The sequence below is a fragment of the Brevundimonas sp. genome, assembly GCF_041648055.1.
Classification (GTDB): Bacteria; Pseudomonadota; Alphaproteobacteria; order Caulobacterales; family Caulobacteraceae; genus Brevundimonas.
Genome location: NZ_JBAZPS010000001.1, coordinates 463,871 through 488,640 on the forward strand (window position 1 = coordinate 463,871; position 24,770 = coordinate 488,640).

The window sequence follows — 24,770 nt, forward strand, 5'->3', positions numbered from 1 at the left end:
ATGGACCACCGCTACACAGCTGTCGTCGCCTGGAGCTCGGACGCCGAGACCCATCGTTCGGGCCGCTACTCGCGCGCCCACGAATGGCGCTTTGACGGCGGGGCGGTGGTGCCCGGATCGGCCGGGGCGTCCGTGCCCGGCGCTGACCCGTCGGCGGTGGACCCGGAGGAGGCGCTGGTGGCGGCAGTTTCGTCCTGCCACATGCTCTTCTTTCTTGCCATCGCCCGCAAGCACGGCCTGACCATCACCGCCTATGAAGACGAGGCAGACGGCGTCATGAGCCCGAACGATGCCGGCAAACTGTACGTCTCCACCATCACCCTGCGTCCCCGGATCACGTTCGAAGGTGCCACCGATCCAGCCGTCGTCGATCAGGTCCATCATCTCGCCCATACCGAATGCTACCTCGCCAACTCGATCCGCGGCGATGTGATCATTCAGCCCCGCTGACCCTCCCCAGGAAAGCCCGCCCATGCGCTACCTCCCGCTTACGCCCGACGACCGAACGGCGATGCTCGCCGCCATAGGGGCGAAATCCATAGACGATCTGTTCGTGGACGTGCCCGAACCGGCGCAGCGTGACGGCTTCGTCGACCTGCCGCGCGTGGCGGGCGAGATGGAGGTCGAGCGGGCGCTGTCGGCCATGGCGGCCAAGAATGCGACAGCGGGGACGGTGCCTTTCTTCTGCGGGGCCGGGGCCTACAAGCACCATGTGCCCGCGACCGTGGACCATGTGATCCAGCGGTCGGAGTTCCTGACCAGCTACACGCCCTATCAGCCGGAAATCGCGCAAGGCACCCTGCAGTATCTGTACGAGTTCCAGACCCAGGTCGCGAACCTGACCGGCATGCCAGTGGCCAATGCTTCGCTCTATGACGGCTCGACCGCCATGGCCGAGGGCGTTTTGATGGCCACCCGCGTGACCCGCCGCAACAAGGCGGTGATCTCGGGCGGCGTGCATCCCCACTATGTCCGGGCGACTGAAACCGTGGTCCATGCCGTGGGCGTCGAGACCGAGGCCCTGCCCGCTGCCGTCGATGCCGAGGCCGACGTGATCGCTCGTATCGGGCCGGACACGGCCTGCGTCGTCGTCCAGACCCCCAACGTCTTCGGCACCGCCACCGACGTGACCAGGATCGCCGAGGCCGCGCATGCCGCCGGAGCCCTGCTGATCGTCGTGGTCACCGAGGCGGTGTCCATGGGCCTGCTGAAATCGCCGGGCGAGATGGGGGCCGATATCGTCGCGGCCGAGGGCCAGTCGATCGGCAATGCCCTGAATTTCGGTGGACCCTACGTCGGCCTGTTCGCCACGCGCGACAAGCTGGTGCGCCAGATGCCGGGCCGCCTGTGCGGCGAGACGGTGGATGCCGATGGCGAGCGGGGCTTCGTCCTGACCCTGTCGACGCGCGAGCAGCACATCCGCCGCGACAAGGCGACCTCGAACATCTGCACCAACTCGGGCCTGTGTACGCTGGCCTTCACCATCCACATGAGCCTGCTGGGCGAGACAGGCCTGCGCAAACTGGCCCTGCTGAACCATGAGAAGGCGCTGGCGACCCGCGATGCCCTGGTCGCCATTCCGGGCGTGGAAATCCTGACCCCGCGCTTCTTCAACGAGTTCGCGGTGCGCCTGCCCAGACCGGCCGCAGAAGTTGTCGATCAGCTGGCGTCGCATCATCTGCTGGCCGGTGTGCCGTACAGCCGCCTGGCTCCGGATGCCGGCATGGACGACGTCCTGCTGGTCGCCGCGACCGAGACGACGCGCGACGTCGATATCCAGATACTGGCCAAGGCGCTGACCAAATTCCTCGCCGCCGGATCGGAGGGCTGAACCATGAGCACCATGAACACTGTCGGCCGTCCGACCACTCCGAACGCCATCACCTCGAAACCCGCCACCCTGACCGGTGGGCGGGGCCTGTTGCAGAACGAACATCTGATCTTCGAGAGCGACGGCTGGGGCAAGACCGGCGTCGATCTGCCGGAGCCGACGACGGACGGATCGGACCTGGGCGACCTGGTGCGCAAGGATCCGATCGGCCTGCCCGGCCTGTCTGAGCCCGAGACCATGCGCCACTATGTGCGCCTGTCGCAGAAGAACCACGCCATCGACCTGGCCATCTATCCGCTGGGCTCGTGCACGATGAAGCACAATCCGCGCCTGAACGAGAAGATGGCACGCCTGCCGGGTTTCTCCGACATCCATCCGCTGCAGCCGATTTCGACGGTGCAGGGCGCGCTGGAGCTGATGGATACGCTGTCGCACTGGCTGACGACCCTGACGGGCATGCCGGCCGTGGCCCTGTCGCCCAAGGCGGGCGCGCACGGCGAACTGTGCGGTCTGATGGCCATCCGTGCCGCCCACGAGGCGTCCGGCGAGCACGAGAAGCGCCGCAAGGTGCTGGTGCCGACATCCGCCCACGGCACCAATCCGGCGACGGCCGCCTTCGTGGGCTACACCGTCGTGGAAGTGGCCCAGACCGACGACGGCCGCGTCGACGTGGCCGATCTGGCGTCCAAGCTGGGCGACGACGTCGCCGCCATCATGGTGACCAACCCCAACACCTGCGGCCTGTTCGAGCGGGATATTCTCGAAATCAGCCGGCTGACGCATGAGGCGGGGGCCTATTTTTACTGCGACGGCGCGAACTTCAACGCCATCGTCGGCCGGGTGCGCCCGGGCGACCTGGGCGTCGATGCGATGCACATCAACCTGCACAAGACCTTCTCCACGCCCCACGGCGGCGGCGGTCCGGGCGCGGGTCCGGTGGTGCTGTCCGAGGCTCTTGCTCCGTTCGCACCCGCGCCTTGGGTCGTGCATGATCAGAACGGCTATCGCCTGATCGAGCGCGAAGAAGACGAGGCGGCCCAGGCCTTTGGCCGCCTGTGCGCCTTCCAGGGCCAGATGGGCATGTACACGCGCGCCCTCAGCTACATGATGAGCCACGGCGCTGACGGCCTGCGTCAGGTGGCCGAGGACGCGGTGCTGAACGCCAACTACATCAAGGCCCGCCTATCGGACGTGATGAGCGCCGCCTTCCCCGAGGGACCGTGCATGCACGAAGCCCTGTTCGACGACGAGTGGCTGAAGGGCACGGACATCACCACGCTCGACTTCGCCAAGGCGATGATCGACGAGGGCTTCCACCCCATGACCATGTATTTCCCCCTGGTCGTGCACGGAGCCATGCTGATCGAGCCGACCGAGACGGAATCGAAGCAGGAGCTGGATCGCTTCATCGAGGCGATGCGTGCCTTGGCCGGGGCCGCCAAGGCCGGTGACGTCGACCGCTTCAAGGGCGCGCCGTTCCATGCGCCGATGAAGCGGCTGGACGAAACCCGCGCCGCCCGGGCGCCCGTCCTACGCTGGACCGCACCGCAGGGATCGAACATCGCGGCGGAATAGCTTTGCCGCACTTGTGAAGACCGGAGGCCATGCCGACATGATCGACATGGCCTCTTTCACGACTGACGACATCCCCGAGCTGACCGGCAAGCGGGTTATCATCACCGGCTCGAACAGCGGGACGGGCTTCGAGACGGCCAAGGCCATGATCGCCAAAGGTGCATCGATCGTCATGGCGGTGCGCAGCCAGGAGAAAGCTGCGGCGGCGATCGACAAGCTGAAACAGCAAACGCCGGAGGCCGACGTGACCTTCGAGGTGCTGGATCTGTCGCGTCAGGCGTCTGTCGCGGACTTCGCTGAACGAATGCTGACCGATGGACGGCCTATCGATGTCCTGGTCAACAATGCCGGGGTGATGGCATTACCGAGGCGCGAGGTGACGGCCGACGGCTTCGAGATGCAGTTGGCGACCAACTATCTGGGCCACTTCGCCCTCACCGGGCGACTGCTGCCTCTGCTGAAGGCAGGCCGCGCACGTGTCGTCCAACTGTCCAGCATCGCTCATCGACAGGGCCGGATCCGGCTCGACGATCTGAACCATGAGCGGGATTACAAGCCGTGGGCGGTCTATGCACAGTCCAAACTGGCCATGCTGATGTTCGGGCTGGAGCTGGATCGACGCAGCGAAACGAATGGATGGGGCCTGACCAGTGTCGCGGCGCATCCGGGCTATGCGCGCACCGGCCTGATCGAGAACGGTCCTCTGGTGCGATCGCCGATCGCGCGGGCGGGCCTGCGCTACATCTTCCGCCCCCTGATCGAGCCGTTGGTCAGCCACTCAGCCTCTGCCGGTGCCCTGCCCATTCTGATGGCCGCAACCGATCCGACCGTTCGCGGGGGTGCCTACTTAGGCGCGACGCAGTTGAACGAACTCAAGGGCCCGCCCGGCCCAGCCAAGGCCGAACCGCAGGCCTTGGATGCAGACGTCGCTGCGCGCCTGTGGACTGCCTCTGAACAGATGACTGGCGTCACCTTCGCCTGATCTCGCAGCTGCGAAGCACGGCAATGTGATTTTCATGCCGTCAGACAGGCGTATGCTTCCCCTCGCGTTATCAAGAACCAAAACAAGCGTTGGGAGGCGCCAAGGTCATGATGTCACGCGTAAAAAAAGGAATCATTGCTGGTCTGGTGGCGACACTGGCCATCTCTGTTCTGGAGGCGATCAACATCTTCGCCTTGAATTCTATGTTCCAGCCATTTCCCGGAATGGTCGCCAGCCTGCTGGGCATGGACGGTAATCTGGCCGCAGGCTGGGCCATCCATCTGTTCTCGGGCACCTTCATCCTCGGCTCGCTGTTCGGCATCCTGTGCCCGCGGCTGCCCACCGATACCTCCGAGACCAAGGGCATCGTCTTTGCGGTCGGGGCCTGGGTGGTGATGATGCTGGGCGTCTTCTTCGTGGGAGATTCGCAGGTGCTGGGTTCCAATATGGCGACCCTGGGCTGGATGCTGGTCACCCACATCGTCTTCGGCATCGTACTGGGCAATGTCTACGCCCGGCTGGTGGAACGCGAGAAGCGAGCCCACGCCGTGGTCGGGGCCCACCCGGCCCACTGATACGAAAAGGCCCGCCGGGTGCACCGGCGGGCCTGGATCGTTCGAGGGTAGAGAACGTCCTAGTTCAGACGTGTCCCGATCTGGGCGATGGCCGCGTCCAGCAGAGGATCGCTTTTCTGGCCTGCCGCGCGGGCTGTCAGTAGTTGTTCGGCGGCCTTGATGGCCAGGTCGGCGGCGGCCTGTTTGACCTCGGCCGTGGCCTGAGCCTCGGCCTGGGCGATGCGGCGCTCGGCCAGGGCCTGACGGCGGGCCAGGGTCTCCTCCAGCTTGGCCTTGGCTTCGGCTTCCATGGTGCGGGCGTCGGATTCGGCGGCACGCATCATCTCGGCGGCCTGAGCCTCGGCCTCGGCCTTTTCGGCACGGATCTGGGCCAGCAAAGCCTCGGCCTCGGCCCGAAGACGCGCGGCCTCGTCCAACTCACCCTGAATCTTGGAGGCCTTGGCGTCCAGCTGCTGGGCTACCAGCTTGTGCACACCGGCCCACAGAAGGATGGCGAAGAACAGCAACAGGCCGATGCCGACCCACACTTCAGCGCTGTCCCAGGCCCAGACGCCCTCTTCCAGGAACATGTTCATGTCAGGCGGCTCCCTTGACGGCGGCGGCGGCCTCGGCGGCCGTCGGGGCCTTGCCGGTCAGGCGATCGACGATGGAGACCACGGTGTCGGAGGCGATGGTTCCGACGTGGACCATGGCGGCATCGCGGGTCTTGCCAATGGCGGTCTCGGCCTCGGCGATGCGGGCGTTGACGATCTCTTCTTCGGCCGCGGCACGGGCATTGGCCTCATCGGTCACGCGGGTGCGGGCAGCCAGAGCGGTGGCCCGCGACGTGGCCCGTGCCTGCTCGACCTCTGCCTTGGCGACAGCGGCCTGGTCGGCGGCCTCGGCCTGAACCTGACGCGCCGTGGCGACGGCGGATGAAATGGTGTTGGCCCGCTCGTCCATCACCTTGCGCAGACGCGGCGCGAAGACCTTGGAAATCAGGAACAGCAGGGCAAAGAACAGGATCAGCAGATAGACGATCTGACCCGCCCAGACGTCTGTCTGGAACTGAGGCAGGCCACCGCTGCCGTGGCCTTCGGCCTCGGTCGTGGCATGGGTGCCGGTGGTGTGAGCTTCTGGAGCCGCCATGGTGTCCGTTCTTGCAGAAAATCGAAAAGCGGACGGCGGCTCCGCTTGCGGAGCCGCCGTCGCTGTTCAGACCTGAACGATCAGGAGTTCAGGATCAGGATGCCCAGCACGAAAGCCAGGATGCCCAGGGCTTCGGCCAGAGCCGCGCCCACGAACAGGTTACCGACTTGCGAGCCAGCGGCCGAAGGGTTGCGCAGGGCACCGTTCAGGAAGTTGGCGAAGATGTTGCCCACGCCGATGGCCGAGCCGATCATGCCGAGCGTTGCGAGGCCAGCACCGATGTATTTTGCGGCTTCAGCTTCCATGGTGAATATCCTTGTTTCAGTCAGGGTTGGTTGGATGAGGGTGGATTAGGATTGGGCAGCCTTAGTGGGCGTCGCCCAGATTGACCACATCATTGAGATAGATGCTGGCCAGAACGGCAAAAACGAAGGCCTGAAGGAAGGCCACGAGGAATTCCAGCGCGGTCAAGGCGACGACCATGCTCATCGACAGGGCGGCGATCGGCAGGCCCCACAGACCCAGACCTTCGCCAGCGAAAGCACCGGCTCCCAGCGCCACCACGAAACCGGCGAAGATCTTCAGCGCCACGTGACCGCCTAGCATGTTGCCAAACAGACGAAGCGCCAGGGTCACCGGACGAAGCAGGAAGGACAGGAACTCGATCGCACCGACGACGGGGCGAAGTACCAACGGCGCGCTGGTCGGCCAGAACAGCTTGAAGAAGCCAAGGCCGTGCTTGGCGAAGCCGATGCCGATGACGAGCAGGATGGTCAGAGCCGCAAACGTCACGGTCACCGCCAGTTGCGACGTAGCCGTGAACGACAGGAACATGCCGAGCAGGTTCATGGCCAGGATCAGGGTGAACAGCGTGAAGACGAAGGGAAAATATTTGCGCCCCTCATGGCCGATGATTGAATCGGTCACGCCGTCGATCATGTCGAACAAGGTCTCGCCCGCCGCCTGCAGACGGCCCGGGACGATCTTGGCACCGGAGGTAACCAGCATAAGGAAGCCCACGACCATGGCGAAGGCGACGGTCATGGCCAGATGCGAGTTGGTGAACGCAATCTGCGTGGCCCCTATGATCGGAAGGGTGACCTCGCCGAAGTTCAGCCCCTCAATGGGCGTGACCTGAAACTGATGAATCGGATCGGCCAAACGCCTATCGCTCCTGGTCTTCTTCGGCTTCGTCGTCGAACGGCACAGCCTGAGCCGTGACACCTGACGCCTTGGCCTGCGCCATCAGCCGGTTGGCTGTGCGACGCGCCATGTAAATCGACAAGGCAAAGCCCAGAAGGACTCCGCCGATGATGCCCCACGGGTTGGTTCCGAAGAACCGATCCACGAGAAAACCCGCTCCCAGGCCGATGAAGACACCCCCGAGAAGCTCGGCGATAATCTTGTAGGCCTCGCTCGATACCTTCTGCCCCGCCAGCTCGGCCGAAACCTCGCGGGTGGTGCGCGTCTCTAGATCAGAAGCGCTTCGGTTGAGGCGTGCGATTGCCTCTTCGCGCGATTCTGGTGGCAGGGACATGATGGCCTCAGCACTGCGACACTGACGCCGAAAGACGGGCGTCACAGGGGGTCTGAATTCGGCGCGGAACCTATAGGCGAGACCTTGATTGGTCAAGACGGCGCGAAATTCGATATCTCGTTGAAAAGCGGGTCGTTTGTTGCGTCCCTTCGTGGCCGTGGCGAAGGGTCGCTGTGATTGTCAGCCCCAGCGGTCAATTCACCACCAGTGCGAGGGTGTCAGGCGCGTACAGCGCCTCGACCAGCCCCGACGCCCAGAGCCTGCAAGGCCGCGACTGCGATATGGTCGGCGTTCAGCCCCGCTGTCGCATACATGGCGGCGGGCGTATCCTGATCCTGGAAGATGTCAGGCAGGTGCAGGGTGCGAATCTTCAGCCCCGTATCGAGTGCCCCCTTCTCGGCCAACAGTTGCAGGACGAAGGCGCCGAAACCACCCATGGCCCCCTCCTCCACCGTAATCAGGCATTCGTGCTCGCGCGCCAAACGCAGGATCAGGTCCTCGTCCAGCGGCTTGGCGAAGCGGGCGTCGGCGACGGTGGCCGACACCCCGCGGGCGGCCAGCAGATCGGCGGCCTTGAGCGATTCCTGCAAGCGGGTGCCCAGGGACAGGATGGCCACCGAGGTGCCCTCGCGCACGATGCGCCCCTTGCCGATCTCCAGCGGGGCGGCCAGTTCAGGAATCTCCACCCCCACGCCATCGCCGCGCGGATAGCGGAAGGCCGACGGGCGGTCGTCGATCTCCAGGCTGGTGGCGATCATGGCGGCCAGATCGGCCTCGTCGGCGGCGGCCATAAGCACCATGCCGGGCAGCGCGCCCATATAGCCGATGTCGAACGAGCCGGCATGGGTCGCGCCGTCGGCCCCGACCAGACCGGCGCGGTCCATGGCGAAGCGTACGGGTAGTTTCTGGATGGCCACGTCGTGGACCACCTGGTCATAGCCGCGCTGAAGGAAGGTCGAATAGATGGCGCAGACCGGCTTCATCCCGTCGGCGGCCAGACCGGCGGCGAAGGTCACGGCATGCTGTTCGGCGATGCCGACGTCATAGGTGCGCTCGGGGAAGGCCTGACCGAACAGGTCCAGACCGGTCCCGGACGGCATGGCGGCGGTGATGGCGACGATGGACGGGTCGATCTTGGCCCGCTTGATCAGTTCGGTGCCGAACACCTTGGTGTAGCTAGGGGCGTTGGAGACGCTCTTGGACTGTTTGCCGGAGACGACGTCGAACTTGACCACGGCGTGCAGCTTGTCCGCGCTGCTCTCGGCCGGGGCATAGCCTTTGCCCTTCTGGGTCACGACATGGACGACCACCGGGCGATCGGTGATGGCGGCGGCGTTCTTAAGAATCGGGACCAGATTGTCCATGTCGTGGCCGTCGACGGGGCCGATGTAGTAGAAGCCCAGCTCCTCGAAGAAGGTGCCGCCGGTGATCATGCCGCGGGCATATTCCTCGGCCTTGCGTGCCGCATTGCGGAACGGGCGCGGCATGTGCTCAGCGACCTTTTTGCCCAGGCGGCGGAAGTTCTGATAGGCCCCGCCCGACACCTGTTTGGCCAGATAGGCGCTCATGCCGCCGACCGGAGGCGCGATGGACATGTCGTTGTCGTTCAGGATGACCATCAGCTGGCCATTGGTCGTCTCGGCGGCGTTGTTCATCGCCTCATAGGCCATGCCGGCGGACATGGAGCCGTCGCCGATGACGGCTACGACGCGGTTATGCTCGCCCTTCTGATCGCGGGCGGCGGCGAAGCCGAGCGCCGCGCTGATCGACGTCGAGGCATGGGCCGCGCCGAACGGATCGTATTCGCTCTCACTGCGCTTGGTGAAGCCCGACAGCCCGCCGGGCTGGCGCAGGGTGCGGATGCGGTCGCGACGGCCGGTCAGGATCTTGTGCGGATAGCACTGATGCCCGACGTCCCAGATCAGGATGTCCCTGGGCGTCTCGAAAACATGGTGCAGGGCGACGGTCAGTTCGACGACGCCCAGACCCGCGCCCAGATGCCCTCCGGTGACGGAGACTGCGTCGATAGTCTCGGCCCGGACCTCGTCCGCCAGCTGACGCAGCTGTGGAATATCGAACCCGCGCGTGTCAGCGGGAAAGGTAACCTGGTCGAGCAACGGGGTAACGGGCATTCAAAAACCTTGGGCGACGGCACGGACTTCAGAACCCGCGAACGGGCCGGACGTTTCCTATCAGGACCTGCGCTTTAGCACGAAGTCCACACTCGCCTTGAGGATTTCGGCATCGGAGCCGAAGACATTCAGGTGAGAACGGGCCTGATCGGCCAGATGCGCGACCCTGTGCCGCGCCGCCTCGACGCCCAGCAGGGTGACGAAATTGGTCTTGCCCTGGGCCGCATCCTTGTTGGCCGCCTTGCCCAGGATGTCCTCGTCGCCCTCGACATCCAACAGGTCGTCGATGATCTGATAGGCCAGCCCGATGTCGTGGGCGAAGCTGGTCAGGGCCTGGACATGGCTGTCGCGGGCACGGGCGATGATCAGGGGAATCTCGAAGGCATAGGTGAACAGGGCCCCGGTCTTCAGCCGCTGCATACGGGCCACCCCGCCCAGGTCGTCGCGCACGCCCAGCAGGTCGATCATCTGCCCCCCGGCCATGCCGCGCGCGCCCGAGGCCAGCGAAAGCCGCGCGGCCAGATCGCAGCGGATTTCGGCGTCCTCGTGGGTGTCGGGGTGCAGGATGATGTCGAAGGCAGCGGTCTGAAGCGCATCGCCCGCCAGGATGGCCGTGGCCTCGTCATAGGCCTTGTGCAGCGTGGGCCGACCGCGCCGCATGTCGTCATTGTCCATGGCGGGCAGGTCGTCGTGCACCAGACTGTAGGCATGGACGCATTCCAGGGCGCAGGCGGCGCGCAGGACAGGTTGTTCCTCGATATCGAACAGCGACGCCGCCTCGATGGCGAAGAAAGGCCGCAACCGCTTACCGGGCCCCAGTGCCGCATAGCGCATGGCCTCGGTCAGTCGGGATTCGGGACCATCGGCTCGGGGCAGCAACTGATCCAGGGCCACAGTAACCAGATCGGCGACCTGGGCCACACGGTCGATCACGCCCTGCTCGGGCGAGTTGGCAGCATGCAGGGCGACGGGGGGCGAGATCAAAACAGACGCCCTCCGACCACGGCGTCACGATCGACGCCGACCAGGACCACCTCGCCGTCTGCGTCGGGGAAACCCAGGGTCAGCACCTCGGACATGACCGGCCCGATCTGGCGGGGCGGGAAATTCACCACGGCGGCCACCTTGCGGCCGACCAGTTCGTCCAAGGTGTAGTGCACTGTGATCTGGGCCGAGGACCGCTTGACGCCGATGTCCGGGCCGAAGTCGATGTTCAGTTTGTAGGCGGGCTTGCGCGCCTCAGGAAAAGGCTCTGCGGCGACGACCCGTCCAATGCGGATGTCGACCTTCATGAAGTCGTCGAAGGTAATCTGGGGCGCGGGGGCGGGCATCAGCCGAACTCGGCCGGTTCGGTGCCCTTCGCCTGACCGTCGGGGCCGACCACGATCTTCTCGACCCGCAGCTGGGCCGCCTTCAGTCGCGTTTCGCAATGCGCTTTCAGCCGCGCCCCTTCTTCGTACAGGGCGATGGACTCTTCCAGCGGGGCCTGGCCGGATTCAAGCTTGGACACGATCTGCTCCAGACGCTGCAGTGCGTCTTCGAAGCTGAGGTCGGCGGAAAGAGGGGTCACGTCGGTCATCGTCGGCGACCCTAGAGGGGCCGCGCATTCGCTTCAACGGGGATTTCGGCCTCAAGCAGCCGATAGACGACAGGCCAAAAAGAACCCCTCAGCTTTTTTCGTACCGCCGCTGGGACCAGTATCTGAAGCCCTGGTTGTGAACCAGCGACCAGCCGTCGGCCTTCAGCCGCCTGCCGACCATGTGGTTGAAATAGCCGTGGGCCAGGACCAGTACGTCCTCGCCGGTTTCCGCGCGGGCGATCAGGGCGCGGGCGGCAGCCTCGGCCCGGGCCTCGGCCTGGGTCCGGGTTTCCTGACCTTCGTGGTGGTCGAACGCATGCCACCAGAAGCGGGCGACCGCGCCCCAGTATTTAGGCGGCAGCTTGAACCAGCTGGGGAAATGGGGCGGCGGCAGGGGAGCCTCGATAAATAGCACGTCCGACAACACCTCGCGCCCGGCCGAGATGGCGGAGGCCGTTTCCTGGGCCCGGCGGCGGGTCGAGGCGTATATGACGCCCGCGCCTTGGGCCGTAGCCAGCAGATCGGCGGGAGGGGTCTGCCCTTCTTTCAGCCCACCAACCTCATATTTGGCCCACCAGTCGCGATACTGGTCCGAGGTCAGCAGGCATTGGCGGGACAAGGCCGGTTCGCCGTGTCGGGCAAGCGTAATGGCACCGGGCCGCACGGGAGCGACAGCGGACACCTTCTCTATCGGAGGAGAATCAACGGCGGGGTTCGACATGAGCAACAGGCGGATAAAGCGAACACGATCCGACCCTTAGTCCTCCCCCAACGCCTGGACGTGGGCCTGGGCCGAACGGCCGAGCCCCTCTAGGTCGTAACCGCCCTCGAGCGAGGCCGCAACCTTTCCGCCGCAACGGGCGCGCGCGACCTCGATCACGGCCCGGGTGGCCCAGGCGAAATCCTCAGCTTCCAGCGACTGATGCGCCAGAGGATCGCGGCGATGGGCGTCGAACCCGGCGGAGATCAGGATCAGGTCGGGCCGAAACGCGTCCAGCGCCGGCATCAGCCCGCCGGAGAAACTGGCGCGCCAGGCCTCGCGCGCCGAATGGGGCGGGACCGGCACATTTACGATATTGCCCACGCCTGTCTCCGACGCCGCGCCGGTGCCGGGATAGAGCGGCATCTGGTGGATGGAGCCCAGGAACAGACTATCGTCGTTTTCGAACGCCGCCTGAGTGCCGTTGCCGTGGTGAACGTCGAAATCGATGACGGCGACACGGGCCATCCCCTCGCTCTGCGCCACCCGTGCAGCCACGGCGACATTGGAGAACAGGCAGAAGCCCATGGCGCGATCCGGCTCAGCGTGGTGGCCTGGCGGACGCACGGCGGCGAAGGCGCGGTTCGTCTCGCCCCGCGCGATGGCGCGCACCGCATCGACGATGGCCCCGGCGGACAGGCGGGCCGCACGGATGCTGCCCGGCGACAGGATGGTGTCGGCATCCAGTTGGGCCTGACCCGTCGCGGGCGAGGCCCCGATCAGGCGGGCGACATAATCGGCGGGATGCAGCCGCTCCAGATCCTCGACCGAGGCTTCCGTCGCCGCCCGCGTGTCTCGATCCAGCCCGGCATCGGCCAGGGCCTCCAGCACCGCCGCCAGCCGTTCCGGCCGCTCGGGGTGACCCGCTCCGGGCTGGTGGGCGATCATGTCGGGATGGGTGAACAGGGGTACGCTCATGAGCATCAGGATAGGGCCCCTCCGCGCCCTTGTCGCCTGTCTGCGCAAGCCTTATCGCCAAGGGATGACCGACGCCACGATACGCACCCCAACCCTTGATGACGCCGCCGCCCTGGGTGCGCTGGGCCGCCAGACGTTCGTCGACACCTTCGTGACCGGATTTGGTATCCCCTACCCTGCTGACGACCTGGAGGCCTTCCTCGACGAGAGCTTCAGCCCGGAGGCGACGGGCAGAAAGATGCAGGAGCCCGGCAGCGGCTGGTGGGTGGCGGAAGGCGCGGACGGCCAGTTGCTGGCTTTCGCCAACACCGGCCCCAACACCCTGCCCCACCCGGACGGCCGTGCCAGCCATGCGGAGCTGCGCCGCCTCTATGTGTCGAGGGCCGCGCAAGGCATGGGCCTGGGCACAAAGCTGCTGGCCCTCGCGCTGGCCTGGATGGAGGCTCATACCGACGGCTCTCTCTGGATCGGTGTCTGGAGCGGTAACGAGAAGGCTCAGAAGCTTTACGCGGCCTACGGCTTCGAGAAGGCGGGGGAGTATGACTATCCCGTCGGTCGCTGGACCGACCATGAGTTCATCTTGCGGCGAGGCTGAGCAGGGTCCAGTTTGCGCACATGCTCCTGCCCTTTTTCACTGCCCTGCGCGACGCCAAGGTTCCGGTTTCGACCAAGGAATGGCTGCACCTGATGGAGGCCATGGACCGGGACGTGGTCGGCGGCCGGGTCGAGGACTTCTACCATCTGTCGCGGGCAGTGCTGGTCAAGGACGAAAAACACTACGATCGTTTCGATCAGGTTTTCGGCAAGGTGTTCAAGGGCATCGAAACCGTTGGCGCGGGCGATGAGCCGAGCGTCGATGTGCCGGAGGACTGGCTGCGGCTGCTGAACGAGAAGTTTCTTAGCGACGAGGAGAAGGCCCAGATCGAGGCGCTGGGCGGCTTCGACAAGCTGATGGAGACGCTGAAACAGCGTCTGGAAGAACAGCAGAAGCGGCACGAGGGCGGCAACAAATGGGTCGGCACGGGCGGCACCAGCCCGTTCGGCCACGGCGGCTACAACCCCGAGGGCGTGCGCATCGGCGGGCCGGCCAAACAGGGGCGGGCGGTCAAGGTCTGGGAAAAGCGCGAATACCGCAATCTGGACGACAGCGTCGAACTGGGCACTCGCAATATCAAGATCGCCCTGCGCCGCCTGCGCCGGTTCGCGCGGCAGGGCGCGGCGGACGAACTGGACATCGACGGCACCATCGACGGCACGGCACGCCAGGGCTGGTTGGACATCCAGATGCGCCCCGAGCGGCGCAATACGATCAAGGTGGTGCTGTTCCTGGACATCGGCGGATCGATGGATGCCCATGTGAAGCTGTGCGAAGAGCTGTTTTCGGCGGCCAGGACCGAGTTCAAGCATCTGGAATTCTTCTACTTCCATAACTGTCTGTACGAGGGCGTGTGGAAGGACAACCGGCGTCGGCACAACGAGAAGATCCCGACCTGGGAAGTGCTGAATAAATACGGCGGCGACTGGCGAGCCATCTTCGTCGGCGATGCGACCATGAGCCCCTATGAGATCACCATGCCCGGGGGTTCGGTCGAGCACTGGAATGAGGAGGCCGGGGCCGTCTGGCTGAAACGCGCCCGCCAGCAGTGGGACAAGTCGGCCTGGCTGAACCCGTCGCCGGAGAAATACTGGAGCTATTCCGCCTCGGTGGGCCTGATCCGCGAGGTGATGGACGAGCGGATGTACCCCCTGACCATCGACGGGCTGGACAAGGCCATGCGCGCCCTGACACGGTAGATTCTGGAACGCGGCCCACGGCGTGATGTGAGGGGCCGCTATTCCGGAGCGTTCGACCATGATCGCCATCGTCTTCGCCATTCTGCTGCAACAGGCCGCGCCTGCTCCGAACGTTCAGGGCCAGGTGGTCTGGACCACGCCGATCGTCCCCCCCATCGAGGCACCGGCCGCGCCTCGCCCTCAACTACCCGAGGCGGCCAGGGCTGATCCCTATGGGTACGAACGTGCTGAATGCAGCCCCTATGTCCGCGCATCCAGCGAGACGCTCGAAGACTGTCAGTTCCGGGTGAGAACTGTGCTGGCCGCCGGTCTGGGCGATGCTTTGCCGGATGGGCTCAGGCCTGCTGCCGAAAGCGAACGGTGCCAACCAGATCCTCGCACCGGAGGTTTTGCGCTCGACTGCAGCACTGCGCGAAGCGTACCGGCAGGACCTGATCTGGCGGATCGGCGCTGCGAGACGCGGCCGACCCGCCTGCCCCAGGGCGGCGTGGCCTATACCGAGAACTGCACATCGACGCGGCCGGGCGAGAGCGAAAGCCAGGGCCTGCGGATCAAGCTGTTCGGGGACGACTGAGCGGCACAAAAGAAAACGCCGCCCGGGGGAGCGGGCGGCGTCTTCGACAATCACGAGGTAGAAGCTATCAGGACTTGAGGTCGGACTTTACGTCGCCGACTTTCTTCTGAACTGCGCCTTCGACCTGGTCGGCCTTGCCTTCAGCCTGAAGCTTTTCATTGCCCGTCAACTTGCCGAGGCCTTCCTTGACGTTGCCGCCGGCTTCTTTGGCGGCACCCTTGAATTGATCTTGATCAGCCATGAGTAACTCCTTGATTCAAAAGGACACCGTTGCGGCGTCGCGATGATCAATGAACCCGCCGGCCTGTCTCTGGTTCCGCGAAACTTGGGAAACTGGCCGGATCAGGCCCCGGCGTTTCGTCGCAGCCAGGTCGCCACGGCCCAGGCATGGGCATCATGGCGAAGTTCACTCAAGGCCGTGTGCGGGTGCAGCCAGACTAGCTCATGATCTGCCTCGACCTTGGACGCCGGGTCCAGCGAAACCTGCTCCGCGAGCCAGAAGCCGCCGACATTGTTGATGGGGGCGCCGTCGGATTTCAGGAAATACTGCGCCGCCTCACCGATCCGCGCGGAGGGGCGGACGGTCATGCCCGTCTCCTCAACGAACTCGCGCACCAGAGCCTGTTCCTCGGTTTCGTCACCATCCACGGCACCGCCCGGCAAGTCATAGTAGCTGCCTTCGCCGCGGTCGACGCGTACGCACGCCAGCTTGCCGTCATGGAACACCAGGCCGAACGCCGTGGTCCGCCATAGATGGGTAACGCCAGGCTGGGCCTGACCGAATTGCAAGGCGACGCTCATGGTCAGAGATCGAAGGCCAGACGGGCCCGTACGCCCTTGTGAGCGCCATCGAACTCCACCGCCGAGCGCAGGCCAGACGCCATGGCCGAGACGATCTTGCCACCCAAGCCGGTGCCCTTGGGTTTGCCGTCGCCCATGCCGGGGCCGTCATCCTCGACCGTCAGCAGGGCGCGCCCTTCGCCGTCGGCTTTCAGAATGATGCGGATTTCGCCGCCCTGATCGGGGCCATAGGCGTATTTCACGGCATTGGTGACAAGTTCGGTGACCACAACGCCCAGAGACACGGCTTGGTCGGTCGTGACCCGCATGGGGGCGACGTCGAGCACCAGCCGGGGTGACGTTTCGTCCGGTCCCAGCGACTTGCCCAGTTCGTCGATCAGGCCTTCCAGATATTCGTCCATGGCCACCGACGACATGTCGCCCGAGGTGTAGAGGCGGCGGTGCACATGGGCGACGGCCTCGATCCGAGCCTGGGATTCCTTCAGAGCCGCGCGTGCACCTTCATCGACCAGATGCCGCAATTGCAGCGACATGAAGCTGGAAACCAGTTGCAGCGAGTTGCCGACGCGGTGATTGACCTCGTGCAGCATGGCCTCGGCCCGGTCACGCGCCATGCGGACCTGTTCGTGCGCCTCGTCGTTCTCGCGCTGCAGACGTCGCCGGTTCAGCGCGTCCTCGACGGCATTGCGCAGCAGGGTGGTGAAATCCTCCGACACGTCCTTGATGACATAGTCGGCTGCCCCCGCCCGCAGTGCGGCCACGGCGATCCGCCCATCCTGGGCCCCGGTGACGTAGACGACCGGCGGCGGAGCCTCCAGCGCCAGGATGTCCGGCAGCACGTCCAGCCCGTCTCGGCCCGGCATGTAGTGATCCAGGGCGCAGACGTCGAAGACCTCGCCCCCGCGTAGCCGCTCCAGTCCGGCCTCACCGTCGGGAGCCCAGGTGACGACATAGCCGTGACGGCCGAACTCCTTCTCGACCAGCCGCGACAGGCCGCGGTCGTCGTCGATGTAGAGCAGGCGGATGGGAGGGGTCTCGCTCAAGGTGCGGCTACTCGATGTCCGGCGACTGCATGACCGAAAGGAACAGGCCCAGCTGACGGATGGCGTCGGCAAAGCTCTCATAGTCCACCGGCTTGGTGATGTAGACATTACAGCCCAGATCATAGCAGCGCTGGATCTCGACCTTGTCGTCGGTTGTGGTCAGCACGACCACGGGCGCGCGGCGCAGCCGGTCGTCGCCCTTGACCCGCGCCAGGATGTCCGTGCCCGACATGTCCGGCAGGTTCAGGTCCAGCAGGATCAGCATGGGGCCGTTGGCCCGCACCTCCTCGCTGAACAGATAGTCGATGGCGGCACCACCCTCGTCGAAGTGGACGATCTCGTTGGAGATGTTGGCACGGCGGATGTTTTTCTCGATCAGCCTGGCGTGGCCGTGGTCGTCTTCGACCATCACGATCTTGACTGCGCTGCTCATGACAGGTCTCCGGTTTCCGAAAGGACGAGGCGTTTGGGGAATTTCAGCACGAAAGTCGAGCCTTTGCCCAACTCCGACTCCAGATCGATGGTGCCACCCAGGCGGCGCACGCTGTTGCGGACAAAGGCCAGGCCCAGACCCTCGCCCGGGCGATCCTGTCGGCCGGACCGGCGGAACAGCTCGAAGATGCGCTCGTGGTCGCGGTCCGAGACACCGCGCCCGTTGTCGGTCACGCGATAGGTGACCTCATCACCCGAGACTTCCCCCGACACGACGATACGCCCCGGACGCGACGGCTCCAGATACTTCACGGCGTTATCGACCAGATTGCCGAAGATCTGCTCGATCGACAGCCGGTCGCTCTGGATAGTGGGAAGCTCTTCAACCACGATTTCCGCATCGGCGGCGTCGGTCTGATGATGAACGCTGTCGGCGATGGCCTGCACGATCTCTGCCATAGGCAGGACTTCGGAGACAGGACTGCGGCGACCCTCGCGCGACAGCTTCAGAATGGCATTGATCAAACGGTCCATCTTGGCGGTCGAGGCCCGGATGAAGCCGATGGCCTCGGGTACATCCTCGCGCACGGCGATCAGGGCGTCGTTCTCGACGATCTCCGGCACCTTGGTTTCGACGGCCGTCATCTGGCGATCGATGATCTTGCCAGCCTGCTCCAGCTCGGCCGTATAGCCCATGACATTGACCAGCGGGGCCCGCAGGTCGTGACTGACGATATAGGCGAAGCGCTGGATTTCATCGTTAGCGCGGGACAGGGCCGCGGTCCGGTCACGCACCTGATTCTCCAGGCCGGCGTTCAGACGGTCCATGGCCATCTGGGCGTCGCGCATGTCCAACAGATAGCGACGGACGATCCAACCCACGATGCCGCCCAGGATCAGGATCAGCAGTCCGGCAAAGACATTGACGCCCAGCGTGAAGTTGGCCGCCGCTTCCGACTCCCGCGTCAGCTGTCTGACACGACTGGCCTGCAAGGTGTCGATGGCGGCGATCTCGATCCGCATCTGGTCCATCAGGTCCTTGCCCTCGCCGCCGCGCACGACAGAGACGGCCTCGCCGATGCGTCCGGTCCGCGCCAGGGCGATGCTGCGTTCCATTACCCCAAGACGCTCATCAGAAAGCTCACGAACGCGCTCTACCCGCGGGGCCAGTTGCGGATCGGCTACTGTTAGCCCCGATAGGGTGGTCAACAGCCCTGGTAGTTCGGCAACGGCCTCGCTGTGTATAGCCAGATAGCTGGGCTGCGCTGTCAGCATGAAACCGCGCTGGCCAGTCTCCGCATCGACCAGCCGGTTCAGGACCTGCTGCGAGACCAGTCGGGCCTCTTGCGCATGGTCCACCGTTTCGTTGAAGTCCGCCGTCCGGCGGGTCATGACGAAAACCGTCAGATTGACCAGAAGCAGCAGGATCAGGGCGACCGATAAAAGGGCCACGACCGTGCGCCCCACCGATGGCGTGCGCAGGAACTGGCTCAGGGCCGAAAGTCTGGGTCGGAGCGCGGGAGCCATCGGCGCAGCTTTAGCGTGGTGCGGCGTTCTGTCCAGTCGGGTTTCCGACACAGGCTTGGCTGTTAGCGCAATTTGCTGCTCAGACGCTGCCGATCGTGCGCAGGCGGGCGCGCGGATGGACCTCGTTCTGGCTCATCACCACAGTCTGGCCGCGGAAGCGTTCGATGATGGAGCGGACATAGGGCCGGATCTGAGGCCCGGTCAGCAGGACCGCGCTCTCGCCCGACATGGCGGCGCGCTCGAACACGTCGCGGACGGCGCGGATGAAGTCTTGGAGACGGCTCGGAGCCATGGCGAGTTGCTTGTCCTCGCCCTGACCGACAAGGGCCTCGGCAAAGGCGGCTTCCCATTCCGGCGACAGGGTGACGATGGGCAAGGCCCCGTCGTCGCCCTTGTGCTGCCAGCACAGCTGACGCGCCAGGCGCCCGCGCACATGCTCGACCAGGGTGGTGACCGACGACGTGTGTGGTGCTGCCTCTGCCAGACCTTCCAGAATGGCCCCCAGATCGCGGATCGAAACCTTCTCGCGCAGCAGCGACTGCAGCACCCGTTGCAGTGTCGTCACGGTGACGACCGAGGGGATCAGCTCGTCGACCAGCTTCTTCTCTTCCGTCCCCAGCTCTTTCAGCAGCTTCTGGACCTCGGCATAGGACAGCAGGTCGGCCATATTCTCCTTAAGGATTTCGGTCAGGTGGGTCGTCAGAACGGTCGAGGGGTCGACGATGGTATAGCCCCTGAACGTCGCCTCTTCGCGCAGGCTCTCGTCGATCCAGGTGGCGGGCAGGCCGAAGGCGGGCTCGCGCGTGTGATCGCCGGGCAGTTCGACCTGACGCCCCGCCGGGTCCATGGCCATCAGCGAGCCCAGACGCACCTCGCCGGTTCCTGCCTCCATTTCCTTGATGCGGATGGCATAGGACTGGGTGCCCAGCCGCATGTTGTCGAGGATGCGTACCGACGGCATGACGAAGCCGTACTCCTGGGCCAGCGAACGGCGCAGGGCCTTGACCTGATCGGTCAGGCGACGCCCCTCCAGATCGTTGATCAGACTGAGCAGCGAATATCCCAGCTCGATCTTGACCTCGTCGATGGTCAGGGCGGTGCCGATGGGCTCCTCGACGTCTTCCCGGGGCTTGGCGGTAGCGGCGGCGATCTCGGCCTCGGTCGGCTGGGGCTTCAGCCGGTCGCGGCCCAGCTTCCACGCCATGAAGCCCGCGCCTGCGGCCAGGGCGAAGAAGGGGATGATCGGCATGCCGGGGATGACGCCGATCAGGGCCGAGGCAGCGGCCACGACACCCAGGCTGACCGGATTGGTGGCCAGTTGCTTGACCAAGGCCTTGTCCGCCGTGCCCTCGACGCCCGCCTTTGAGACCAGGAAGCCCGCCGCAATGGAGATAATGATAGCCGGAACCTGGGTCACCAGGCCGTCGCCGACGGTCAGCGAGACATAGGTATTGGCCGCCTCTCCGATCGGCAGGCCGTGCTGGATGGTGCCGATCAGAATGCCGCCGATGGCGTTGATGAAGACGATGATCAGGCCCGCGACGGCATCGCCGCGCACGAATTTGGACGCACCGTCCATGGCCCCGAAGAAGGTCGATTCCTGCTCCAGCTCCTTGCGACGCAGCTTGGCCGTCTCTTCGTCGATCAGGCCGCTGGAAAGATCGGCGTCGATGGCCATCTGCTTGCCCGGCATGGAATCCAGGGTGAAGCGGGCCGACACCTCGGCGATGCGGGTCGAGCCCTTGGTGATGACGACGAAATTCACCACCAGGATGATGGCGAAGATGATGATGCCGATGATGAAGCTGCCGCCCATCATCAGGGCCCCGAACGCCTCGATCACCTGACCGGCCGAGCCGTGCCCTTCATGCCCGTGCGTCAGCACCAGCCGCGTCGAGGCCAGGTTCAGGCCCAGCCGGAACAGGGTCGAGACCAGCAGCACTGTCGGAAAAATGGCGAAGTCCAGTGGCCGCTTCATCATCACGGCCGTCATCAGGATCAGCACGGACGAGACCAGCGAGATCGCTAGCAGCAGGTCCAGCAGCATCTTGGGCACGGGAAGGATCAGCAGCAGGATGACGCCGATGACGCCCACCGCCATGCCGACCTCGCCCCGCGCGACCCAGCCCAGCATGTCCTTGCCGGTCGGCCGGGCCATGCCGTCCTTCATCATGCCGTTGGAGGCAGGGATGTCGGTCATGCGGTGCGGCCCAGGGCGGTCAGCGCAAGACGAGTCGCCTCGGCGATCACGGCGGCGTTCTGGGCGTCGGAGGTCTCTCGCGTGGCGTGGTAGTAGGCCGCGATCACGATGGGTTTGCCGTTGGGCGGATAGATCAGGCCGATGTCATTGGTCGGACCATAGCCGCCCGTGCCCGTCTTGTGGGCCACGCGCCAGCCGGAGGGAACGCCGCCCTTCAGTCGGTCCATGCCGGTCGGAGTGTCGGTCATCCAGCGCAGAAGCCGTCTTTGCGACTCTTCTGTCAGAGGCGAGGCCGGGTCGAGGAACAGCCGCTGCATGTTCGCCACCGACTGGGCCGGCGTGATCGTGTCCTTGTCGCCGTCCAGACGGTTCATCTCGGGCTCGAACCTGTCGGCCCGCGTGCTGGTGTCGCCGAGACCGCGATAGAAGGCCTGCATGGGCTCCATGCCGCCCATGGCTTTCAGCAGAATATTGGCTGCGGGGTTGTCGCTGACCTCGACCGTCCCCTTCATCAGTTGCTCGACCGTCAGGCTGCTGCCAACAGCGGGTTCGGTGACCGGCGCATGGCTGACCATGTCGGCGGAGGTGATCGGGATGGCGCGATCCAGCCGCTCCTGACCCGCTTGCACCCGCATCAGGATGGCGGCGGCCAGATACATCTTGAATGTCGAGCAGTAGACGAACCGCTCGTCACCGCGCCAGCCCAGGCTGCGGCCCGTTCCGGTATCCAGAGCCACAAAGCCCAGGCGTCCGCCGTTGCGACGCTCCAAGGCCGACAGGTCGAAGGCCTGCATCGCCACGGCCGGGCGCGCTGGCTGATCCTGCGGCGCAGGCGGCGTCGCTGGTGCTTGCGAACAGCCCATGACGCCCAGCGCACCCAGGCTGGTCAGGACGCTTCTGCGGTCCATCGAAAAGGTCATCGGATCAGGCCGCCGCGTAGCCGCTGGCGGCGATGCCGGACTGGGGCGCGGGGATGCTGGTGCCCTCGTCGGCATATTCGTTCAGCTTGTTGCGCAGGGTGCGGATCGAGATGCCCAGAATGGTGGCGGCATGGGTGCGATTACCCAGGCAGTGCGACAGGGTGTCCAAGATCAGCGTCTTCTCCATCTGCGCCACGGTCTGGCCGACATGGGCGCGGGTGACGGTGTCGGCGACCTGGGCCGCGCGTCCGGCAAAGCCGGCATCCGGAGCCGCACCATGCGATCCGGCGCTCAACGGCTGACCGTCCGGCAGGCGGATGGCATCGACGTCGATTTCGGGCCCGACGGCCAGCAGGACCGCGCGGTGCATGGCGTTTTCCAGCTCCCGCACATTGCCGTTCCAGCGGTGCGAGACCAGGGCCCGGCGGGCGTCTGCCGAGACCGGACGGACCGGCACACCGTTGGCGGCGGCGTATTTCTTGACGAAGTGATCGGCCAGGACGGCGATATCTCCTGGACGCTCACGCAGCGCGGGCAGACGCAGATTCACGACATTCAGGCGATACAGCAGGTCTTCGCGGAACGTCCCCTCGGCCACAGATTTGGCCAGGTCGCGGTTGGAGGTAGCGATGATGCGGATGTTGACCGGCACCGGCTTGGTGCCACCGACGCGGTCGATCACCCGCTCCTGAATGGCGCGCAGCAGCTTGGCCTGAAGCCGGACGTCCATCTCCGAGATTTCGTCCAGCAGCAGGGTGCCGCCGTCGGCCTCTTCGAACTTGCCGATGCGGCGGGCCATGGCACCGGTGAAGGCCCCCTTCTCGTGCCCGAACAGCTCGGATTCCAGCAGATTGTCGGGGATGGCGGCGCAGTTGACGCTGATGAATGGCTTGTCGGCACGGCGCGAGTTGACGTGCATGTAGCGCGCCATGACTTCCTTGCCGACGCCGCTTTCGCCGGTGATCAGGATGGAGGCTTCCGACCGCGCGACCTGGTCGGCCAGTCCGATCACGGCCTTCATCGCCGGGTCGGCCGAGATCAGGGGTCGGTCGTCGTCCGCCACGGCGGACAGGACCGCAGCGATCAGGTCAGCGTCCGGCGGCAGGGGGATGAACTCCTTGGCACCGGCGCGGATGGCATTGGCGGCGTCCGTCGCATCGGCATCGACCCCGCAGGCCACGACCGGCACATGAATTCGCTCATTCTCGTTCGCCGCAATCAGGGCGGCGATGTCGACGCGATAGTCGACCATCAGCAGGTCGGCCCCCTGCCCCCGACGCAGTTGCTCGGTCGCCTGATCGCCGCGCTCGACGTGGCTGACCTTGGCCCCATGCGCCATGGCCATCTTCACTGCCGTCGCCAGCTGTCCGCTGAGCCTTCCAACCACCAGAAGCCGCATGGGTCTTCTCCTTCACATCCAACGCACGATGGCCCGTGTCAGGGGCCGGGGTTCAACGCCGTCAGGCGTTGCTGTCTTCGGTCTTGATGATTTCCGTCATGGTCACGCCCAGCCGGTCCTCGACCACGACGACCTCGCCTCGCGCGACCAGGCGGTTGTTGACGAAGATGTCGATGGCCTCGCCGACCTTGCGGTCCAGCTCCAGCACCGAGCCTCGGTTCAGCTTCAGCAGTTGCGCCACCGTCATGTGCGCCTTGCCCAGCACCGCCGAGATGTTGACCGGCACATCGAAGACGGGGGCCAGGTCGTGGGCCGTCTTGTCGGTCGCCTCGTCATTGACGGTGATCGCGGTGGAGTCGCCAAACTCCTCCAGAGCCATGGTGTCGGATGCCATTACGGCCTCCCTTCGGTGAGGTTGTGGGGTGCGAGCCTGTCGGCGTGCCCGGCGTCAGCCGCCAGGGCTGAGTTCAAGGCCTCAGTCATGCGGGCGAAGGTGGCGTCGACGTCGAACTCGGCTCGCCCGTCGGCCCATTCCAGCTGGAAGGCGGCGGGAGCCATGCCGGCCTCGTCACGGAAGGCCACGACGCCAGAGAAGCCCGCGTCCGTGCACAGTTGTTCGATCCGCGCGCGGGTCTGGTCCGTCAGATCGCCGGCGCGGATGACCAGGCGCGGAGAGGCGTCGATCTCCTGGCCCAGGGCTTCCAGCGCGGCCTGGATCGGCGCGGCCGGATAGCGGTCGAGAGCGGCGGCACACACCACACGCGCCGCCGTCATGGCCAGGGCCGCGGACTGCTCGCGGTGGGTCTGGGCGACCAGCGTCAGGGCCGGGGCCGACGCGGCCAACGCCTGGCCGATGGTCGACAGGGCCATGGCTTGCAGGCTTTCGACCTCGTCCATGGCGATCTGACGCGCCTCGGCACGGGCCTGGGCAACCAGGGCTTCCACTTCCGGGCCCGTCCAGGCGCGCTTGGCGGGACGGTAAGAGGAGGCGCGCACGACATCGCCGAGCGAGTCGAACTCGGTGTCGAAAGAAAATGGGGTGCTGAGCGGTTGGGGGGTCATG

29 protein-coding genes are annotated in these 24,770 nt (G+C 65.4%); 8 read left to right on the forward strand and 21 right to left on the reverse strand.

What is annotated here, in order from left to right:
* The 5 genes from WC585_RS02195 (at position 1) to WC585_RS02215 (ending at position 4,963) form a co-directional block, all read left to right on the forward strand.
* Complete coding sequence (locus tag WC585_RS02195) at positions 1–450, forward strand: OsmC family protein (RefSeq protein ID WP_373255877.1); 450 nt, start codon at positions 1–3, stop codon at positions 448–450.
* Between the two features lie 22 nt (positions 451–472).
* On the forward strand, positions 473–1,831 hold the full coding sequence (gene gcvPA / locus WC585_RS02200) for an aminomethyl-transferring glycine dehydrogenase subunit GcvPA (RefSeq protein ID WP_373255878.1): 1,359 nt from the start codon (positions 473–475) through the stop codon (positions 1,829–1,831).
* A 3-nt stretch (positions 1,832–1,834) separates the two neighbouring features.
* Positions 1,835–3,406 (forward strand): aminomethyl-transferring glycine dehydrogenase subunit GcvPB, encoded by a 1,572-nt coding sequence (gene gcvPB, locus WC585_RS02205; RefSeq protein ID WP_373255879.1) that lies wholly within the window; start codon positions 1,835–1,837, stop codon positions 3,404–3,406.
* Between the two features lie 37 nt (positions 3,407–3,443).
* Positions 3,444–4,388 (forward strand): SDR family oxidoreductase, encoded by a 945-nt coding sequence (locus WC585_RS02210; RefSeq protein WP_373255880.1) that lies wholly within the window; start codon positions 3,444–3,446, stop codon positions 4,386–4,388.
* A gap of 107 nt (positions 4,389–4,495) precedes the next feature.
* Positions 4,496–4,963: a DUF6789 family protein gene (locus WC585_RS02215; RefSeq protein ID WP_373255881.1), complete on the forward strand. Its 468-nt coding sequence runs from the start codon at positions 4,496–4,498 to the stop codon at positions 4,961–4,963.
* A gap of 59 nt (positions 4,964–5,022) precedes the next feature.
* Here the strand turns inward: WC585_RS02215 and WC585_RS02220 are convergent, their stop codons facing one another.
* From WC585_RS02220 to WC585_RS02270, 11 genes are all read right to left on the reverse strand, one after another.
* Positions 5,023–5,538 carry a F0F1 ATP synthase subunit B gene (locus tag WC585_RS02220; protein WP_373255882.1) on the reverse strand — a complete coding sequence of 172 codons (516 nt, stop codon included), beginning with the start codon at positions 5,536–5,538 and terminating at the stop codon, positions 5,023–5,025.
* 1 nt (position 5,539) lies between these two features.
* A complete protein-coding gene (locus tag WC585_RS02225; protein WP_373255883.1) occupies positions 5,540–6,091 on the reverse strand; it encodes a hypothetical protein in 552 nt (183 codons plus the stop codon).
* Positions 6,092–6,171: 80 nt separating this feature from the next.
* Entirely contained in the window at positions 6,172–6,396 is a 225-nt protein-coding gene (locus WC585_RS02230) for a F0F1 ATP synthase subunit C (protein ID WP_201099132.1), read from the reverse strand.
* A 61-nt stretch (positions 6,397–6,457) separates the two neighbouring features.
* Positions 6,458–7,252, reverse strand: a complete 795-nt coding sequence (locus tag WC585_RS02235; RefSeq protein WP_373255884.1) for a F0F1 ATP synthase subunit A — start codon at positions 7,250–7,252, stop codon at positions 6,458–6,460.
* Between the two features lie 4 nt (positions 7,253–7,256).
* Complete coding sequence (locus WC585_RS02240) at positions 7,257–7,628, reverse strand: AtpZ/AtpI family protein (protein WP_373255885.1); 372 nt, start codon at positions 7,626–7,628, stop codon at positions 7,257–7,259.
* Positions 7,629–7,846: 218 nt separating this feature from the next.
* On the reverse strand, positions 7,847–9,760 hold the full coding sequence (gene dxs / locus WC585_RS02245; protein WP_373255886.1) for a 1-deoxy-D-xylulose-5-phosphate synthase: 1,914 nt from the start codon (positions 9,758–9,760) through the stop codon (positions 7,847–7,849).
* A 60-nt stretch (positions 9,761–9,820) separates the two neighbouring features.
* Entirely contained in the window at positions 9,821–10,693 is an 873-nt protein-coding gene (locus WC585_RS02250) for a polyprenyl synthetase family protein (RefSeq protein ID WP_373256774.1), read from the reverse strand.
* 47 nt (positions 10,694–10,740) lie between these two features.
* Entirely contained in the window at positions 10,741–11,091 is a 351-nt protein-coding gene (locus tag WC585_RS02255) for a tRNA-binding protein (RefSeq protein ID WP_373255887.1), read from the reverse strand.
* Positions 11,091–11,339 (reverse strand): exodeoxyribonuclease VII small subunit, encoded by a 249-nt coding sequence (locus tag WC585_RS02260; RefSeq protein ID WP_373255888.1) that lies wholly within the window; start codon positions 11,337–11,339, stop codon positions 11,091–11,093. The genes WC585_RS02255 and WC585_RS02260 overlap by 1 nt, the downstream gene beginning before the upstream one ends.
* A gap of 88 nt (positions 11,340–11,427) precedes the next feature.
* Positions 11,428–12,060, reverse strand: a complete 633-nt coding sequence (locus WC585_RS02265; RefSeq protein ID WP_373255889.1) for a histidine phosphatase family protein — start codon at positions 12,058–12,060, stop codon at positions 11,428–11,430.
* A 36-nt stretch (positions 12,061–12,096) separates the two neighbouring features.
* Positions 12,097–13,017 carry a histone deacetylase family protein gene (locus WC585_RS02270; RefSeq protein ID WP_373255890.1) on the reverse strand — a complete coding sequence of 307 codons (921 nt, stop codon included), beginning with the start codon at positions 13,015–13,017 and terminating at the stop codon, positions 12,097–12,099.
* On the opposite strand from WC585_RS02270, the gene WC585_RS02275 reads away from it, so the two are divergent.
* From WC585_RS02275 to WC585_RS02285, 3 genes are read left to right on the forward strand one after another with little or no spacing between them, the layout of a single operon-like run.
* On the forward strand, positions 13,016–13,612 hold the full coding sequence (locus WC585_RS02275; RefSeq protein WP_373255891.1) for an N-acetyltransferase family protein: 597 nt from the start codon (positions 13,016–13,018) through the stop codon (positions 13,610–13,612). The two genes, WC585_RS02270 and WC585_RS02275, sit on opposite strands and share 2 nt — an antisense overlap.
* Positions 13,613–13,632: 20 nt before the next feature.
* Positions 13,633–14,811 (forward strand): VWA domain-containing protein, encoded by a 1,179-nt coding sequence (locus WC585_RS02280; RefSeq protein WP_373255892.1) that lies wholly within the window; start codon positions 13,633–13,635, stop codon positions 14,809–14,811.
* A gap of 58 nt (positions 14,812–14,869) precedes the next feature.
* Entirely contained in the window at positions 14,870–15,385 is a 516-nt protein-coding gene (locus WC585_RS02285; RefSeq protein WP_373255893.1) for a hypothetical protein, read from the forward strand.
* Between the two features lie 67 nt (positions 15,386–15,452).
* Here the strand turns inward: WC585_RS02285 and WC585_RS02290 are convergent, their stop codons facing one another.
* The 10 genes from WC585_RS02290 to WC585_RS02335 form a co-directional block, all read right to left on the reverse strand.
* Positions 15,453–15,626 carry a CsbD family protein gene (locus WC585_RS02290; RefSeq protein WP_373255894.1) on the reverse strand — a complete coding sequence of 58 codons (174 nt, stop codon included), beginning with the start codon at positions 15,624–15,626 and terminating at the stop codon, positions 15,453–15,455.
* 101 nt (positions 15,627–15,727) lie between these two features.
* Entirely contained in the window at positions 15,728–16,186 is a 459-nt protein-coding gene (locus tag WC585_RS02295) for an NUDIX domain-containing protein (protein ID WP_373255895.1), read from the reverse strand.
* A gap of 2 nt (positions 16,187–16,188) precedes the next feature.
* Entirely contained in the window at positions 16,189–17,229 is a 1,041-nt protein-coding gene (locus WC585_RS02300) for a sensor histidine kinase (RefSeq protein ID WP_373255896.1), read from the reverse strand.
* 7 nt (positions 17,230–17,236) lie between these two features.
* On the reverse strand, positions 17,237–17,662 hold the full coding sequence (locus WC585_RS02305) for a response regulator (protein WP_373255897.1): 426 nt from the start codon (positions 17,660–17,662) through the stop codon (positions 17,237–17,239).
* Positions 17,659–19,188, reverse strand: coding sequence for a CHASE3 domain-containing protein (locus tag WC585_RS02310; protein ID WP_373255898.1), 1,530 nt, complete (start codon positions 19,186–19,188; stop codon positions 17,659–17,661). The genes WC585_RS02305 and WC585_RS02310 overlap by 4 nt, the downstream gene beginning before the upstream one ends.
* Positions 19,189–19,267: 79 nt before the next feature.
* The gene (gene flhA / locus WC585_RS02315) at positions 19,268–21,388 is read right to left on the reverse strand and encodes a flagellar biosynthesis protein FlhA (RefSeq protein ID WP_373255899.1); all 2,121 of its coding nucleotides are present in this window, start codon (positions 21,386–21,388) and stop codon (positions 19,268–19,270) included.
* Entirely contained in the window at positions 21,385–22,296 is a 912-nt protein-coding gene (bla, locus tag WC585_RS02320; protein ID WP_373255900.1) for a class A beta-lactamase, read from the reverse strand. Before bla ends, flhA begins: the two co-directional genes overlap by 4 nt.
* Positions 22,297–22,312: 16 nt before the next feature.
* Positions 22,313–23,707 carry a sigma 54-interacting transcriptional regulator gene (locus tag WC585_RS02325; RefSeq protein WP_373255901.1) on the reverse strand — a complete coding sequence of 465 codons (1,395 nt, stop codon included), beginning with the start codon at positions 23,705–23,707 and terminating at the stop codon, positions 22,313–22,315.
* A 61-nt stretch (positions 23,708–23,768) separates the two neighbouring features.
* On the reverse strand, positions 23,769–24,101 hold the full coding sequence (fliN, locus tag WC585_RS02330; RefSeq protein ID WP_373255902.1) for a flagellar motor switch protein FliN: 333 nt from the start codon (positions 24,099–24,101) through the stop codon (positions 23,769–23,771).
* Entirely contained in the window at positions 24,101–24,769 is a 669-nt protein-coding gene (locus WC585_RS02335; protein WP_373255903.1) for a flagellar assembly protein FlbE, read from the reverse strand. The genes fliN and WC585_RS02335 overlap by 1 nt, the downstream gene beginning before the upstream one ends.
* Between the last annotated feature and the right edge of the window lies 1 nt (position 24,770).